We start from the raw sequence: 15,830 nt of genomic DNA, 5'->3' as shown, positions 1-15,830 counted from the left end.
CCTATATACGTGAAGCCGTCGCCCACCGTTCCGTTGCCCCTCCCCTTGCCGCCGTCCGGGAGGCACACCGCGTCACAGCAGGGGCATGCCGGGCCACCGCTCCCCGCCGCTTGGCGGGCACACCGCGGGCGGCCTCGCTACCGGCCGGCGATTCTGCCGGCGATCCCCGCAAGACGGGAGGTGTGCGACACCCGGTCGGATTCGCGGCGATCGGCGGTCCGGTAGAGGCCGTGAACGACCTGGGTTCCGATCCAGCGCAGCGGTTCGGGCTCCCACCCCCGGGGCCGCCGGCCCACCCAGGGCAGCCGGGTCAGCTCGGAGTCGCGCCCCAGCACGAGGTCGCGCAGGGTCCGCCCGGCGAGGTTGGACGTGGTGACGCCGCTGCCCACGTAACCGCCGGCCCAGCCCAGGCCGGTGTCGCGGTCCAGGTGGACGCTGGGACACCAGTCGCGCGGCACGCCGAGCACCCCGGACCAGGCGTGGACGATCGGGACCTCGGAGGCCACCGGGAACAACCGCGCCAGCACGCGCCACAGCTCGGCTATGGTCTGCGGCTGGGTGGTGCCGTTGTTGTCGTGGGCCGAACCGAAGCGGTAGGGCATCCCCCGTCCACCGATCGCGATGCGGTCATCGGCCGTGCGCTGCGCGTAGATGTAGGCGTGCGCCGCATCCCCCAGGACCTCGCGCCTCTCCCAGCCGATGTGCCGCCACATGTCGGCCGTGAGCGGCTCCGTCACGATCATGGAGCTGTTCATCGGCAGCCACTCGCGCCGCTGGCCGGACAGGTCCGCGGTGAACCCCTCGGTGGCCCGGATGACGTGATCGGCGCGGACCGCGCCGTGCTCGGTGACCGCCATCGGCCGGGTGGTCGGGCTGCGCGGGTGGATCGCGGTGACGGCGGTGTTCTCGAAGATGTCCACACCCAAGCCCTCGACCACCTTCGCCAGCCCGACGGCGAGCTTGGCCGGCTGGACACGGGCGGCGTGCGGGCTGTGCGCGGCGACGACCGCCCCGTCCACCTGCAGCCGCGGCGCGTGCGAGTGCTCCAGCAGGTAGACGTCCTCTGGCCAGTAGCCCCATTCCTGCAGGTAGGCGACCTCGTTCTGCAGACGGGTCCGCTGCGCCGGATTGGTGGCGACGACGCGCATTCCCCCCTTGACGATGTCGGCGTCGATCCCCTCGTCTTCGGCGACACCCATGACCTCGTCGACGGAATTCATCATGGCGCGCTGCAGCGCGATCATCGCTCCCTTGCCGCGCAGCCGCGCGCAGCGTTCGCGCGAGCCGGCGAACTCCGCGGACAGCCAACCGCCGTTGCGTCCCGAAGCGCCGAATCCGGAGAATTCGCGTTCCAGGAGCGCGACGCGCAGCCCGGGGTCGGCCTTCTTCAGATAATAGGCGGTCCACAGTCCGGTGTACCCGCCGCCGACGATACAGATGTCGTAATCGACGGTTCCGGACAGAGTGGAACGTCGCTCGGGAAAACCGATCTCGCGGTACCAGAAGGAAATGCCCCCATTGCGAAATTCCGTCGATCGGGGAACGACACGCATTTCGGCGGCACTGGCAAAGAGTTTCATCCGGAAGGCTCCCCGACTGGTCCGACGCTGCCGCTCTCATCCCGCACCGCGACCATCCGGCCGCCCGTGCCCTCCGGCATGGCACCGCCGGTTCACGGACGTTTTCTCGCGGGCGTATCCGGGGTCACGAACCGGCGCACTCCGGGCTTTTCACACCGCACCCGGCCATTGCTTGACGCACCGGCCCGTCGCCCTTCGACTCAGGTCAACTTACCTGGTACCGGGACCGCTCGGCGCGCGTTCTCCGGGCCGGCCGCCGGCGTGGAGCTGTCGCGCAGCGTCCGGGCCAGCTCCGCGAGCCGGTGGACCCCGTCGAGGCCGAGCACGCCGAGCACGTGTTCACGCAGCAGGGCGACGTGCCGGGAACGAGCGTGTTCGGCCAGTTCCCGGCCCTCAGGGGTGAGGGCGGCGTAGACGACGCGCCGGTCGGCGGGGCAGGCCTGGCGTTTGAGATATCCCTTGGCCTCCAGCCGGTCGGCCAGTTTGGTGAAACCGCCGCTGCTCAGGGAAACCTCGCGGGCGAGCCGACTCATCGGCAGCCGGTGGTCGGGGGAACGCTGCAGCCGGATCAGCACCTCGAACCAGGGGCCGGACATGTCGTCCCCGCTGGGGTCGATGCCGCGGAGCAGCAGCGGATCGGTCGTGTTCAGCGCCTCGTGGAACAGACCCCACGCTGTGATGAGATCGTCGTCGCTGATCTCGACGCTCTCCCCGCCATTGACCTGAACGCTCATACTCGCCGCCCCGCTTCATCAACCGGCTTTCGATACTAGCAAGAAGTATCTTGCTGGATAAAAACCGGCGGGCCCCCGAGACCGTCCCGCGAAGGCCGCAGCCCAACGGCAGAGGGCCGGCGCCGTCCCGCGGCACCGACCCTTCCCTTCAAGCCCCGTCGCTCCCTTTCGTGCCCGGCTCCTAGTGGCGCTGCGCCACGGCGTCCAGCGCTGAGCGCAGCGTGGAGACGAGGTGGTCGATCTGCTCCCAGGTGACGATCAGCGGCGGTGAGATCAGCAGCGCATTGGGGATCGCCCGCAGGATCACGCCACGCGCCCGGGCCTCGGCGAAGATCTCCGCGGTCGTGATGCCGCGCTCCCCCAGAGCCTCCGCGGTGAGCTCGACGGCCGCCATCACCCCGACACCGGAGCGGACCTCGGCGACCAGCGGGTGATCGGCCAGGGTGCGCACCGCCGCGTCGAGTTGGGTCTCGATCTCCAAGGAGACGGTGAACAGGTCCTCGCGCTCCAGGATGTCCAGATTGGCCATGGCCGCCACGCAGCAGGAGGGGTGCCCGGCATACGTCGTCCCGTGGACGAACGGGTTTCCGGGCCGGTCCCAGAACGGCTCGGCGATCGCCCCACTCACGATGACCCCGCCGAGCGGGAGGTAGCCGCTGGAGACCCCCTTGGCGAAGACGATCATGTCGGGGCACACGCCGAAGCGCTCGATCCCGAACCAGTTGCCCATGCGCGCGAACCCGCAGATGACGCTGTCGACGACGAAGAGGATCCCGTACCGCCGGCACAGCTCGGCCACACCCTCGAAGTAACCGGGGGCGGGGGCGTGGACCCCCCCGGCCCCGATGACGGGTTCGGCGAAGAAGGCGGCCACGCGGTCCGGCCCGACGCGCAGGATCTCCTCTTCCAGCGCTTCGAGCGAGTTGTGCGGCACCACCGAGGTGTCCTCGATCAGCCGCCCGTAGCCGCTGCGGAACCGCTCCATGCCGATGATGCTGGTCCCGAACCCGTGCAGGCCGTGGTACCCGCCGGTGCGGCTGATCAGATGGACGCGCTCGGACTGCCCCTGTACCGCCCAGTACTGGCGGGCGAGCTTGGCGGCGGTGTCGATGGACTCGCCGCCCCCGCAGGTAAGGATGACCCGCGGGTCGGCGACCGGGGCGTGGGAGGCCAACCGCTCACTGAGCTCCAGGGCGGGAGCGTTGGCGAAATCCCCGTAAACGGTATAGGCGTCCAGCGTGCTGAGCTGCCGGTGAACGGCGTCGGCGATCTCAGTGCGGCCATGGCCGACATTGCAGTACCAGAGACTGGCGGTGCCATCGAGGTAGCGGTCACCGCTGTCGTCCCACAGCCAGGCTCCCTCGGCCCGGGAGACCACGAACTTCGGCCCCTGGGCAACGGTATTCATGTCGCAGAACGTATGCCAGAAGCGGCTGGGCTCCAGCTGCTCCATCGATTTTCGCGCATACGAAACCACTGTTTCGGTCACAAGCGACCTCCGAGCCGAGTGTGCGTGAGAACGCAACAAGAAAAACGCCGAATGAAACAGCTGTTCCGCGAAGGCTTAGGAGCCCGTGTTCGCGGCAGGTAACTGCAGGCTAAGTTCCCACCGGGCCCGGGTTCAAGAGACGAAACAAGAAATAGTCCCCGGATTTACAGGGATCATGCTCCTTCCCCCTGGAGGCCCGTCTTGAAACCTACTCTCACCTGGGAGAACGGTCGAAAGTTTTTTCTCCTCGCGACGCGTCGCGGCCCTCGTTCCGTGGCTTTTGCCGCGGAACGAGGGCCCTCGCCGTACGCCGGGGCAACCTCCCGGAAATCTAGCCGCGGAGGACCGCCCCGGTACGCTCGGCCGCGGCGGCGACCGCCGCATCACGCGCGGCAGTGGTCTCCTCGACCGTCAATGTCCGGTCGCCCGCCCGGAAGCGCAGGTTGTAGGCAAGGGACTTGCGCCCCCCGCCCACCTGCTCTCCGGTGTAGACATCGAACAGCCGGAGGCTTTCCAGCAGCTCGCCGGCCCCGGCCCGGAGGGCCTGCTCGACCTCGCCCGAGGGCACCGACTCCTCGACCACCAGGGCCACGTCCTGGGCCGCCACAGGGTAGGTGGAGACCTCGGGCGCGCGGAGGCCGGAACGCGCCTCTTCGAGCTGGTCGAGCTCGACCTCCATCGCGACGGTGCGGGCCGGCAGCCCGTACGCCTGGATGACCCTCGGATGCAGCTCACCGGCGTGTCCGACGAGAGTCCTGGACGCGCCACCATCCATGTTGTCAACAACGTTGTTGACAACATACAGCGCGGCGCAGCGTCCGGGATGCCACGGAGCGCGCTGATCGGCCTGGACCGCCAATTCCACTCCGGCGGCCCGCCCCACCTCGCGCGCGGCCTCGATGGCATCGGCCCAGATCGCCGGGCGCCCCCTGCCCCACCAGCCGGCGGGTTCCCGGTCGCCGGCCAGCACAGCCGCCACCCGGCGCGGCTGGTGCGGGACGGCGGCCTCCAGAGCGGCGAGCTCCTCCGCGGTGGGGCCGCGGTCCACCGGCGGCATCGGCGCATGCTCCGGGGCGTCCGGCTTGGGCAGGTAAACCAGTCCCATCTCGAAGAGGGCTACGTCGGAGAACCCCCGGCCGACGTTGCGGACGAGCGTCCTCAGCAGTCCCGGCAGCAGCGTCGTCCGCAGCAGCGGCTCGTCGTCGTTGAGCGGGTTGGCCAGCTTCAGCGTGCTGCGCCGCTGGTCGCCGGCTGCCAGCTGCAGACCGTCGAAGTCCCGCTCGCCGAGGAACGGATAGCTGAGCACCTCGACGAAGCCCGCTCCCGCGAGCGCGCGCCCCACCGCTCGCCGCGTCCGCTGGCTGTCCGTGAGCCCGCGGCCCGCCGGTGCGCGCGGCGGGACCGAGGGGATGGCCCCGTACCCCTCAAGCCGGATGACCTCCTCGGCGAGATCGTTCGGGTCGGTGAGATCGGGGCGCCACTGCGGCGGGGTGACCCGAAGCGTCTCACCGGAGGCCTCCTCGGTAACCTCGCACCCGACCTCCCGGAGCCAGCGGGCCGAGGTTCCCGCGGGGTAGTCCGCCCCCGCCACGCGGGCCGGGTGGTCCGCGTCGATGGCGATGGACTCCCGGGCCGTACTGAGGTCGACGTGGGTGTACCCGCCGTCGACGACCGCACCGCCGAACTCGGCCAGCAGCGCGACCGCGCGCGTGGCGGCGGCGACCTGCAACTCGGTGTCGACGCCGCGCTCGAAACGGCGCGAGGACTCCGAGGAGAGCTGGTGCCGCCGCGATGCGCGCGCGATGTGCGTGGCGGTGAAATGCGCGGCCTCGATGACCACATCGATGGTGGTCATGTCGATCTCGGTTTCGAGGCCGCCCATGACCCCGGCGATGTTGATGGGACCCGATTCGTCCGTGATCAGGATGTCGTCCGGGTCCAGCGTGCGCTTGACGTGGTCCAGCGTCTCCAGCTTCTCGCCCTTGCGGGCCAACCGGACCTCGATCGGCCCGCGCAGCTTGCCGCGGTCCCACGCGTGCAGCGGCTGGCCGAGCTCCATCATCACGTAGTTGGTGACGTCGACCGCCAGCGAGATGGGGCGGACGCCGGTCAGGGCCAGGCGGCGCTTCATCCACAGCGGGGTCGCGGCATCGGGGTCGAAGCCGGAGACACCGTGGAGCACGTAGCGCGAGCAGATCTCCGGGTCGGCCACCGTCGCCGGGTATCCCGCACCGGGAGTACCGATGGCCGCGACCTCCGCCGGATCGCGGAACCCCACCCCGTACACAGCGGCGGCGTCGCGGGCCACACCGCGCATCGACAGCGCGTAGCCGCGATCCGGGGTGACCGCGATATCGAGGACCTCCTCGCGCAGGCCGAGCAGGCCGACGGCCTCCGCACCGGGCTGGCCGGTGCCTTCGGGCAGCACCACGATGCCTTCGTGGTCCTCCCACAGCCCCAGCTCCGTCGCCGAGCAGATCATCCCCTCGGAGAGTCTGCCGTAGGTCGTGCGGGAGCCGATCGCGAAGCCGCCGGAGAGTTCGGCCCCGGGCAGCGCAACCACCACCAGGTCGCCCTCGGCGAAGTTCCGAGCGCCGCAGACGATTCCCTGCGGCTCGCCGGTTCCGTTGGCCGTGCCGACGTCCACTCGGCAGTAGCGGATGGGCTTCTTGAACTCGCTGAGCTCCTCGATGGCGAGGACCCGTCCGAGCACGACCGGGCCCGTGATGTCGGCCCCCGCCTCGTCGACGGTCTCGACCTCCAGGCCGGCGTCGATCAACCTGGCGGCGAGGCCCCGACCTGTGACGTCGACCGGCAGGTCAACGTACTCCCGGAGCCAGGAAACAGGGACGCGCATCAGATCTCCATCCCGAACGCCGAGGTGAACCGGATGTCGCCCTCGACCATGTCGTGCATGTCCTCCACTCCGTGGGCGAACATCAGGGTCCGCTCCACGCCGAGGCCGAACGCCCAGCCGCTGTAGCGGCCGGTGTCCACACCGGCGGCGGTGAGAACACGCGGATTCACCACACCGCAGCCGCCGATCTCGATCCACCCCTCGGACCCGCAGGTCCGGCACGGGGCGTCCGGGTCGCCCACCGAGGCGCCGCGGCAGACGAAACATTCCATGTCCACCTCGGCCGACGGCTCGGTGAAGGGGAAGTAGGACGGCCGGAAGCGGGTCCGCAGGTCCGCGCCGAACATGCCGTGCACGAAGGCGTCGATCGCACCGCGCAGATGCGCCATGGTGATGCCCTCGTCCACCACCAGTCCCTCCAGCTGGTGGAAGACCGGGCTGTGCGTGGCGTCCAGTTCGTCGGTGCGGAAGGTCTTGCCCGGCGCCACCACATAGACCGGGGGCTCCCGGTCGAGCAGCGCGCGGATCTGCACCGGCGAGGTGTGCGTACGCAGCACCAGGCCGGACTCGCCCCCGGAGGGGGCCTCCAGGAAGAACGTGTCCTGCATCGTGCGGGCCGGATGGTCCGGGAGGAAGTTCAGCGCGTCGAAGTTGAACCATTCGGCCTCGGTCTCAGGGCCCTCGGCCACCTCGAACCCCATGCCGACGAAGATGTCGGTCATGCGCTCGGCGACGGTCGTCAGCGGGTGCCGCGCCCCCCGCGGGACGCGGTCCCAGGGCAGCGTGACGTCGACCGCCTCCTCGACGAGGACGCGGTTGTCACGCTCCTCCTCCAGGACCGTCTGGCGCTCTTTGAGCGCTTCGGCGACGTCGCGCCGGGCGCCGCCGACCCGCTTGCCCGCCTCGGCCCTGGCCGACGGAGGGAGCGCGCCGATCTCCCGGTTGGCCAGGGCCAGCGGCGAACGGTCACCAGCGTGCGCGATCCGGACCTCTTTGAGCTTCTCCAGGGAATCGGCCGCGGCGATGGCTGCGAGGGCCTCCTCCCGCATCCGGGCGACCTCGTCCGGCTGCAAGGGGGTCACCTCGACCGGGTCATAGGAACTATTCGGTGCAGACATGGTTGGTTGCCTCGCCGCTCCCGCCCGTCACGGCGGAGCGGCCGTTACGGCCCGCCGCTGGTGCGGCGGACGCAAGCCGACAAGGAAAGGAAGCTGGGAAAGGCCCGCTCCCGGTGCCCCGCCGCTCAGGCGAACTCGGGGGCCCCGGCGGGCATGGTAAATCGGAACTCCGCACCACCGCTGGGGGCGCGCCCGACCGTGATCGCACCGCCGTGGGCCTCGATCAGGCCCTTGACGATGAACAGCCCCAGGCCGGTGCCGCCACGGCGCTTGGTGCGCCAGAACTGGCGGAAGACGCGCGGAATGGCATCAGGGGCAATGCCCTTGCCTTCGTCGCGCACCGACACCGCTGCTCCTCCCTCGTGCGGCTCAATCACAATAGTGACAGTACCAGCGCCGTGCCGCATGGCGTTTTCCACCAGGTTCGCCATGATCTGTTCGAGCTTGTCGGCGTCCAGCCACATCTCGGGCAGCGGGCCGTGCATCTCCAACCGGAAGCGGTCCTCGGGGTCGCCCCCGGCGATCCGGCCGGAGACGACCCTGCGGGCGCACTCGGGCAGGTCGACGACCTGGCGGCGCAGCTCCAGACGGCCGGTTTCGATCCGCGACACGTCGAGCAGTTCGGTGATCAGCCGCGTGACACGGTCGGCATCGGCATTGACCGTCTCAAGCATGAAGGTCTTCTGCTTCTCGGTGAGGCGCTCCCATTTGGCCAGCAGCGTGGCTGTGAACCCTTTGACGCTGGTAAGGGGCGACCGCAGTTCGTGCGCGACCGTGGACACGATCTCGGCGCGGTTGCGTTCGCCGCGTGCGCGATACGAGGCGTCGCGCAGAGTGACCACGAGCCGGCAGACGTCGCCGCACGGGATGTCCCGCACATAGCGGGCGGCCATCAGGATCTCGCGGCCATCGGCGAGGAACAGGGTCCGCTCGGGCTGCCGGGTACGGGTCCGCAGCCCGCCGTAGGGGTCGCTGTGCTTCCACCAGTCGCGGCCGTCGGCGTCATGCAGCGGCAGGACGTCGCGGAAATCGCGGCCCAGTGCCACCCCCGCGGAAAGGCGGATGAGCCGGGATGCCATCCTGTTGAAGGTGACCACCTTGCCGCGATGGTCGGCGACGAGCACACCATCGGGCAGGTCCTCAGCGGAGAGCGTCGGCACTTCCCCCATCATGCTCGCGCTTTCCGCTCGGTTCACCGCCGACTGGTCGCCACCCACGACCGCCTCCCCACGCCCTATGTGACCGTTCGGCGCCGCTGGAAAAGCGGCTTTCGCCTGTTCGGGTACGGTGCCGTACCGCCGTGCCATTCACCGCATGCCACACCGACCGCCCGCCGCACCGTGCCTGCGACGCCACCGAAGGTCACTACCCGATGCCCGCGCCTGTTACGCGCAAGCATGCCGTAATGGAGCCTCCTTATGCGCGACCGACATGACCGGTACACCATCCCGCTCTTTAGGAACCTTGAGCGTATCGGCAACTGTGGGTAGGCAAGCAACCCCACGAGGCCGGAAACTCGCGGAACGATCGGCACACTCCGTAGCCGGCTCCGAGCTGACCAGGCACGAAATAGGCAACAACGCGTTCTACCCGAGTTACGGGTTGTTACGCCTTTCGCGCATAACCGCTCGTGGAGACCGCGGCGGACGCGGTCACCGGGAGGCGGTACCGGATCCGGTTGTGGCCCGCTGCTGGCGAGCCGTGGTGTAGAGACACACAGCAGCGGCGGTGGCGAGATTGAGGCTTTCGGCGGCACCGTAGATGGGAACGCTGATCGCGCCGTCGGTGGCCGCCACGGTCTCCTCCGGCAGCCCCCACGCCTCGTTGCCGAACACCCACGCCACCCGGTGGTCGAGCACCCCGGTGTCGGCGGCGGCGTGCAGATCGCAGTCGCCCCGACCGTCAGCGGCGAAGACGCGCGCGCCATGGGAACGGAGCTGGTCGAGCGCATCGAGAACCGGGACGCCGACGACGACCGGCAGGTGGAACAGGCTTCCCGCCGAGGCGCGCACGCACTTGCCGTTATAGGGGTCGACCGATGCGTCGGTGAAGACGACGGCGTCGGCTCCGGCCGCGTCCGCGGTGCGCAGCACCGTGCCCGCGTTGCCGGGGTCGCGCACGTGGGAGAGCACGGCCGCCAGCCGGACCCCGGTGACCTCGGCCAGCGGGACGTCGACGAAGTCGCAGACGGCGATCACCCCTTGGGGAGTCACCGTCTGCGCGAGCTCGGTCATGACCTCCAAGGTGACCCGGTGGACCGGAATCCCCGAGGCGGAGGCGCCGTCGACGAGGTCGGCGTTCCGCTGTACGGCCTCGCCGGTGACGTACAGCTCGTGCACTCTGGCGGGCGCGGCCAGCGCTTCCCGGACAGCCTGCGGACCTTCGGCGAGGAAGCGCTTCTCACGCTGCCGGAAGGCGCGCTTGGCGAGCCGACGAGCCCCCTTGATCCGGGGTGATCGGATGCTCGTGAACTCGTCGCCCGCCATCGCGTCTGGATTCGGTGAAGCTCGTCAGGCCGTCGCCTGGGAGGAGGCGGGGGCGGGCAGCGCCTGCTTGGCGGTCTCGACGAGCGAGGCGAAGGCGGCCTCGTCGTTGACCGCGAGCTCGGCGAGCATGCGGCGGTCGACCTCGATACCGGCCGCCTTCAGGCCCTGCATGAAACGGTTGTAGGTGAGCCCGTTGGCGCGGGCCCCGGCGTTGATGCGCTGGATCCACAGCCGACGGAACTGGCCCTTCCGGTCCTTGCGGTCCCGGTAGGAGTAGGTCATCGAGTGGAGCATCTGCTCCTTGGCCTTGCGGTACAGGCGCGACCGCTGGCCACGGTACCCGCTGGCGCGTTCGAGGACGACCCGGCGTTTCTTCTTGGCGTTGAGAGCCCGCTTCACGCGTGCCACAGTGACTCCCTCGTAGGTTGCCGGTAGGCGGTCATCGCGCTACCGGTCGGCCTGATCCGGCAACACCCGGTTGGCCGTTCGGACGTACTCGTCCGCCGCGACGCCGGTGCTCCTCGGTGTCCGGCACCTTCGGAGCGCCCCGACCCGGCGGAATTCGATCGGTGAGGACGGCGTCTACGAGCCGTGTCGGCGAACCGCTTCAGCGGAGCAGCCTCTTGATCTTCTTGCTGTCGGCCTTGGCGAGTTCGACCTCGCCGGTAAGACGGCGGGTGCGCTTGCTCGGCTTGTGCTCGAGAAGGTGGTTCTTGTTGGCCCGGCGACGCATGATCTTGCCGGAGCCGGTCACACGGAAACGCTTCCCGACTCCACTGTGCGTCTTGTTCTTCGACATAGTCGCCGTCGTCTCCTACTCACTCGGCGCGCCACCGAGAATCGGTGGCGCGATTTCGAAAGGATCACTTCCCACTGCGCGAAGCGATCGGCACGTGTTGTCGCGGGTCGTGCGGCCCCGAGAGACCCCAGAGCCGCGTTTCGCACGACCCATGCCCGCCCCGCGGGTCAGACCCGCGCGGCAATGCCGCACACTCTCCCGCTCGTCACCGGGCAGACGCTGACACAGTCGAAGGCCGCCGCCGTCCGGATCGACCGGGGATCAGTTCCCCTGTCCGGCTCCCTCGTGGCGCTGCTGCCGGCTGCCCTTGCCTCCGGCGGCGCGGGCCTCGGCCTTGTGATCGGAACGGCGCTTGTGCGGACCGATCACCATGACCATGTTGCGGCCGTCCTGCTTGGGCTGAGACTCGACCTGTCCAAGCTCCTGAACGTCCTCGGCCAACTGGCGCAGCAGACGGAAGCCCAGTTCCGGGCGGGACTGCTCACGCCCGCGGAACATGATCGTCACCTTGACCTTGTCTCCGCTCTTGAGGAACCGCTCCACGTGACCCTTCTTGGTCTCGTAGTCGTGCGGGTCGATCTTGGGACGGAGCTTGATCTCCTTGATGATCGTGTTCGCCTGGTTCTTGCGCGATTCGCGCGCCTTGACCGCGGACTCGTACTTGTACTTGCCGTAGTCCATCAGCTTGGCGACCGGCGGGCGGGCGGTCGGTGCGACCTCGACAAGGTCGAGGTCGGCCTCCTGGGCAAGGCGCAGTGCGTCCTGCACGGGCACGATACCGACCTGCTCCCCGTTAGGACCGACGAGACGGACCTCGGAAACCCGGATGCGGTCATTGATGCGGGGCTCGGCGCTGATGGGACCCCTCCCTAGCATTGTCGTCATCACTCGTACGTCGGGGGGTCGCCCGGTTCCCTGTGGCCCCAAAAGCGAAAACCCCGCCAGCGGGTGCAAGCGGGGTGATCCACCGGAGTACGACGACGGCGACGGAGAACACGTCTCCCCGCCGGAATACCCGCCACCGGACGCCGTGACCGGCGCCGCCGACGTCCAACGTCGTCTACCGGAACCTGCTCGGGTCTGCCCCCGGCAGGTGGGAGGATCCGCCTCCGCTTACGTGCCCGGCGCATAAGCGCCGGATCAGTTCGGAGTACTACTCTACCAGGAAATCCGGCCACACCGGCCGGACCACCCCCCGTCGCTGCTTCAACACGGACGCGGCGAAGGCTATTCCCGGAAACTACCAGTAGGCCTCATTCGCCGGATTCCGCGCGACGGCGGAGCTCCGCCTCGCCCGCCGCACGCATCGCCTCGATCGGGGCCCGCTCAACGCCGGTCATCAGCTCCACCTGCCGTCCGGCCTGGTGCAGCAGCATCGGAAAGCCCCCGACAACAGTCCGCCCGGCCGCAGCGACGGCGCCGGCCGGAACGGTCGGCCACGGGTTGTAGACGACATCGAACAGCGCCGCCCGGCTCGCGGCAAGGTCGGAGGTGTAGGCGTCGGCGGCCCCGCGCGGAACCGTGCTGACGACGAGGTCCACATCGAGGTGTTCCTTGATGTTCCGCAGGGGCTCCACACCGATCCGCAACCGCATTCGCTCGGCTGCCTGCACCACCCCGGCCGCGCGGGCCGGATCGCGGGCCAGGACGGTGATCGCCCCGGGCGCGGTCGCGCCGAGAGCACGCAACGCGGCCAGGGCGGAGGCCGCGGTGGCGCCGCCGCCCACGATCACGGCCGAACGCACCTCGCCGATCCCCGCCTCCCGCAACGCGGTCACCATCCCGGCCACATCGGTGTTGTAGGCGTGCCGACGGCCGTCCCGGAAGACGAGCGTATTGGCCCCGCCGACCTCCGTGACCGGCTCGCAGACGTGGTCGGCCAGGGTCATCGCCGCGCGTTTCAGCGGCATCGTCAAGGAGAGTCCGGCCCAGGAGTCGTCACAGCCCTTCAGGAACGCGGCCAGCCCGCTCTCGTCGCACTCGAAACGTTCGTAGTGCCACCCGGTCAGGCCGAGCCCGGCATAGGCCGCGGTGTGCAGCACCGGCGAAAGCGAGTGCCCGATGGGGGAGCCCAGAACGGCAGCGCGCATCAGGAGTCACTCCGGTTCCGCTCGAACTCCTGCTTGAGCTGCTGGAACTCCTCGTTGGTTTCGGCGAACTCGGTAATCCCCGCCTCCGGGTCAGTGGCCACGAAGTACAGCCAGTCGCCGTCGGCCGGTTCAAGGGCCGCCTCGATCGCGTCCTGCCCCGGACTGACGAACGGTCCCACCGGAAGCCCCTTGCTTCCGTAGGTGGCGTAACCGCTGTCGTTCTCCTCGCATTTGCGGAGCTGATCGTTGGTCAGCGCGATGCCGTACTCGTTGAGCTCGTAGAAGCAGGTGCTGTCCATGCCCAGTTCCATGTCCGCGTTGAGGCGGTTGTAGACGACCCGGGAGATCTTGGGCATGTCGTCGACTCCGCCCGACTCCGCCTGGATGATCGCGGCGTTCGCCATGATCTCGTTGGGTGTCATGCCCTGCTCCTGGGCCCGCCCCTCCAGATTGATCTCCTCGGCGGCGTCGTAGAAGCGATCCACCATCATCTTGAGGACGTCCTCGGCCTGGGCGTCCGGCGCGATCGTGTAGGTGTCGGGGTAGAGGTAGCCCTCCGGCCCCTCCTCCGCGTACCCGGGCAGGGCGAGAGACCCGGTGTCCTGGTACGCCTCCTGCAGGTCCTCGAGTTCGATGGCGGTGTTCTCGGCGACCTCCTGCAGGATCTGGCTGGAACGCAGGCCTTCGCGGATCGTCACCCGGTTGTCGACGCGTGTGGCCGGGTCGAGCAACATGGCCACGGCCGTATCCGCGCTCATCTGCGAACGCAGCATGTAGGTGCCGGGGGTCAGCTCGGCTCCGCTCAGCGCATTGGTGAAAGCCCGCCTGCTGGCGACGACCCCCTCGTCCTCCAGGGTCTGGCCGACCTCGGCTCCGGTCTGGCCGTCCTGGATGGCGATCTCGACCTCGCCGCTGCCCTCACCGTCGTAGTCTGGAGGGAAGACATAGGAGCGTAGGACGATCCCGCCGGCGACCAGCGCCAGCGCCAGCACCCCGGCGGTCGCCGCCATGGCCATCTTCGTCCGGCGCAGCTTCCTCTCCTTGCTCCCGCGTGCGCCTTTCTTCGCCCCGCTGCTACCGCGACGCGCGCTGGAAGCCGATTCCTTCCGGGACGTGCGGCCGCCGCGGCGCCGTTCCTTACGCCCCTGTGCCTTGCGCGTACGCGCCCGGTCGTCCACGCCGCCCTCCTCTTCCTCACTGTCTTCGCTCAGCAGGAAGGCTTCGTGCTCCTCTGCGGGCTCCTCGTCGCCGGAGTCGCCCAGAGGGACGGCGTCATCACGATCGGCACGGCGACGCCGGCGGCGCGGGGCCTTCTCGTCGTCGCCCCTCGCGGCGCGTGCCGATGCCGGCGCGTCCGGTTCCGCCGGATCGGAGAAGTCCCCCTCCGGACCGTGGACACCACCGGGCGCGTGCTCCTCGGCAGCCCTCCGCCGACGCCGACGGGGTAATGCGGGGTCCTGCTCCGACGGCTCGACCGATGACCGGTCCGCCGTACGGCGCGTAGAGCGATCGCCCCCGGCATCGCGTTCGCCGGGCACGTCGTCCTCCTGGGCGGGACCGTTCCTCCTACGGCGTCCCCGGGACCGTTCCAGGAGCTCCTCCTCCCCTACGGTTCTGGCACCACCGCGCTCCACTCCCGGAGCGGAGCCGGAGCGTCCGACGGTGTAGGGCCGCACCGGAGTCCCGGAGTCCCCGGGTTCGGCCCGCCGGTCCCACTGCCCGCTGTCCCCCGGCGCCGGGGTGGTATCGCGGGATCCGGTGGACCGCGGCCACGGGTCGGTGAGCGGATCCCTCTCCTCTCGCGAGAGCCGGGTCCGCGGGGCGGTGTACTCCTGGTGGTCCCGCGAGCGGGCGGAATACTGCTGCGATGTGCTCCACCTCGGATCGGTCAGCGGGTCGGAGTCCCCGCTCCGGGGGGCGCCTCCCCGCGGTCGAGGATCGGTCAGCGGGTCATGGCCGGAACCCGGCTCCGGTCGGCCGTACTCCGCCCCCGGCGGAGCGTGCTCCTGCCCGGGATAGCCGGCCGCGTGGGGCTCCCGCCCGTACTCGTCGCCGGGCACGGACTGCCCGCGCCGCGTGCGGAAGCCGCCCCGGTGGGGGTGGTCCGCGTAGGGATCGTTGTCGCTCATTCACTTCCCCCCACTATCTCTCCCGGGGGACGGCCGCTCTGGCGTTCCGTGTCGAGTGCGCTCTGCAGCAGGACCGTCGCCGCGGCCTGGTCGATGACCGAGCGCCGCGCCTGTCCGCCCCGCGCGCCTCGCTTGCCGAAGGAGGCCCCCTCGTACAGCTGGCTCTGCGCGGTCACGGTGGTCAGTCGCTCGTCGACCAGCCGCACCGGCACCGGGGCGATCTTGCGGGCGAGGGCACAGGCGAAGGAGCGCGCGCCGCGCGCCGCAGGCCCTTCCTCACCCGAAAGAGACGCGGGGTAACCGACGATGACCTCGACCGCCTCGTGTTCGCGCATAAGCGCCGCGATGCGGTCCAGATGGTCTCTACCGCGCCGGATCGTCTCGATCGGAGTGGCCAGTACGCCACTGGGGTCACTGCCGGCGACCCCGATACGCGTCTTGCCGGGATCCACCGCGAGACGTACGCCGTGCCTCAACGAGCGGGCTCCTCCGGACGGGGAACGGCGTGGGCGATATGTGGCGTCAACTCAGGGCTTCCTTTTCATCGA

At 69.7% G+C, this 15,830-nt stretch carries 13 protein-coding genes; all 13 read right to left on the bottom strand.

Annotation, left to right across the window (positions count from 1 at the left end; genetic code table 11):
• Window positions 1-137: 137 nt before the first annotated feature.
• The 13 genes from VS93_RS13205 to ruvX all read right to left on the bottom strand — a co-directional run bounded on the left by VS93_RS13205 (window position 138) and on the right by ruvX (window position 15,758).
• Window positions 138-1,580: an NAD(P)/FAD-dependent oxidoreductase gene (locus VS93_RS13205; RefSeq protein ID WP_046470246.1), complete on the bottom strand. Its 1,443-nt coding sequence runs from the start codon at window positions 1,578-1,580 to the stop codon at window positions 138-140.
• Between the two features lie 200 nt (window positions 1,581-1,780).
• Entirely contained in the window at window positions 1,781-2,314 is a 534-nt protein-coding gene (locus VS93_RS13200) for a MarR family winged helix-turn-helix transcriptional regulator (protein WP_046470245.1), read from the bottom strand.
• A gap of 181 nt (window positions 2,315-2,495) precedes the next feature.
• A complete protein-coding gene (locus VS93_RS13195) occupies window positions 2,496-3,722 on the bottom strand; it encodes an aminotransferase family protein (RefSeq protein ID WP_082126861.1) in 1,227 nt (408 codons plus the stop codon).
• Between the two features lie 412 nt (window positions 3,723-4,134).
• On the bottom strand, window positions 4,135-6,660 hold the full coding sequence (gene pheT / locus VS93_RS13190; protein ID WP_046470243.1) for a phenylalanine--tRNA ligase subunit beta: 2,526 nt from the start codon (window positions 6,658-6,660) through the stop codon (window positions 4,135-4,137).
• On the bottom strand, window positions 6,660-7,778 hold the full coding sequence (gene pheS, locus VS93_RS13185) for a phenylalanine--tRNA ligase subunit alpha (RefSeq protein ID WP_046470242.1): 1,119 nt from the start codon (window positions 7,776-7,778) through the stop codon (window positions 6,660-6,662). The genes pheT and pheS overlap by 1 nt, the downstream gene beginning before the upstream one ends.
• Window positions 7,779-7,903: 125 nt before the next feature.
• The gene (locus VS93_RS13180; protein ID WP_046470263.1) at window positions 7,904-8,950 is read right to left on the bottom strand and encodes a sensor histidine kinase; all 1,047 of its coding nucleotides are present in this window, start codon (window positions 8,948-8,950) and stop codon (window positions 7,904-7,906) included.
• A gap of 480 nt (window positions 8,951-9,430) precedes the next feature.
• The gene (locus VS93_RS13175) at window positions 9,431-10,264 is read right to left on the bottom strand and encodes a TrmH family RNA methyltransferase (protein ID WP_046470241.1); all 834 of its coding nucleotides are present in this window, start codon (window positions 10,262-10,264) and stop codon (window positions 9,431-9,433) included.
• Between the two features lie 24 nt (window positions 10,265-10,288).
• The gene (gene rplT, locus VS93_RS13170; protein ID WP_046470240.1) at window positions 10,289-10,672 is read right to left on the bottom strand and encodes a 50S ribosomal protein L20; all 384 of its coding nucleotides are present in this window, start codon (window positions 10,670-10,672) and stop codon (window positions 10,289-10,291) included.
• Window positions 10,673-10,871: 199 nt separating this feature from the next.
• On the bottom strand, window positions 10,872-11,063 hold the full coding sequence (gene rpmI, locus VS93_RS13165) for a 50S ribosomal protein L35 (RefSeq protein WP_046470239.1): 192 nt from the start codon (window positions 11,061-11,063) through the stop codon (window positions 10,872-10,874).
• A gap of 261 nt (window positions 11,064-11,324) precedes the next feature.
• Entirely contained in the window at window positions 11,325-11,939 is a 615-nt protein-coding gene (gene infC, locus VS93_RS13160; protein ID WP_046470238.1) for a translation initiation factor IF-3, read from the bottom strand.
• 377 nt (window positions 11,940-12,316) lie between these two features.
• A complete protein-coding gene (locus VS93_RS13155) occupies window positions 12,317-13,153 on the bottom strand; it encodes a shikimate dehydrogenase (RefSeq protein ID WP_046470237.1) in 837 nt (278 codons plus the stop codon).
• A complete protein-coding gene (mltG, locus tag VS93_RS13150) occupies window positions 13,153-15,282 on the bottom strand; it encodes an endolytic transglycosylase MltG (RefSeq protein ID WP_046470236.1) in 2,130 nt (709 codons plus the stop codon). Before mltG ends, VS93_RS13155 begins: the two co-directional genes overlap by 1 nt.
• A complete protein-coding gene (gene ruvX, locus VS93_RS13145) occupies window positions 15,279-15,758 on the bottom strand; it encodes a Holliday junction resolvase RuvX (protein ID WP_046470235.1) in 480 nt (159 codons plus the stop codon). The genes mltG and ruvX overlap by 4 nt, the downstream gene beginning before the upstream one ends.
• Between the last annotated feature and the right edge of the window lie 72 nt (window positions 15,759-15,830).

Source organism: Allosalinactinospora lopnorensis (assembly GCF_000981225.1).
GTDB lineage: Bacteria > Actinomycetota > Actinomycetes > Streptosporangiales > Streptosporangiaceae > Allosalinactinospora > Allosalinactinospora lopnorensis.
Note: the sequence above shows the minus strand (reverse complement) of the source record. Positions and strands in the feature narration are given on the sequence as shown.

What these genes read in the sequence shown, in the direction of transcription:
- infC (WP_046470238.1), bottom strand. Translation starts at nt 11,939, where the DNA reads ATGCTAGGGAGGGGTCCCATCAGCGCCGAGCCCCGCATCAATGACCGC.
- rpmI (WP_046470239.1), bottom strand. Translation starts at nt 11,063, where the DNA reads ATGTCGAAGAACAAGACGCACAGTGGAGTCGGGAAGCGTTTCCGTGTG.
- VS93_RS13205 (WP_046470246.1), bottom strand. Translation starts at nt 1,580, where the DNA reads ATGAAACTCTTTGCCAGTGCCGCCGAAATGCGTGTCGTTCCCCGATCG.
- pheT (WP_046470243.1), bottom strand. Translation starts at nt 6,660, where the DNA reads ATGCGCGTCCCTGTTTCCTGGCTCCGGGAGTACGTTGACCTGCCGGTC.
- VS93_RS13180 (WP_046470263.1), bottom strand. Translation starts at nt 8,950, where the DNA reads ATGATGGGGGAAGTGCCGACGCTCTCCGCTGAGGACCTGCCCGATGGT.
- VS93_RS13200 (WP_046470245.1), bottom strand. Translation starts at nt 2,314, where the DNA reads ATGAGCGTTCAGGTCAATGGCGGGGAGAGCGTCGAGATCAGCGACGAC.
- mltG (WP_046470236.1), bottom strand. Translation starts at nt 15,282, where the DNA reads ATGAGCGACAACGATCCCTACGCGGACCACCCCCACCGGGGCGGCTTC.
- VS93_RS13175 (WP_046470241.1), bottom strand. Translation starts at nt 10,264, where the DNA reads ATGGCGGGCGACGAGTTCACGAGCATCCGATCACCCCGGATCAAGGGG.
- pheS (WP_046470242.1), bottom strand. Translation starts at nt 7,778, where the DNA reads ATGTCTGCACCGAATAGTTCCTATGACCCGGTCGAGGTGACCCCCTTG.
- VS93_RS13155 (WP_046470237.1), bottom strand. Translation starts at nt 13,153, where the DNA reads ATGCGCGCTGCCGTTCTGGGCTCCCCCATCGGGCACTCGCTTTCGCCG.
- VS93_RS13195 (WP_082126861.1), bottom strand. Translation starts at nt 3,722, where the DNA reads ATGAATACCGTTGCCCAGGGGCCGAAGTTCGTGGTCTCCCGGGCCGAG.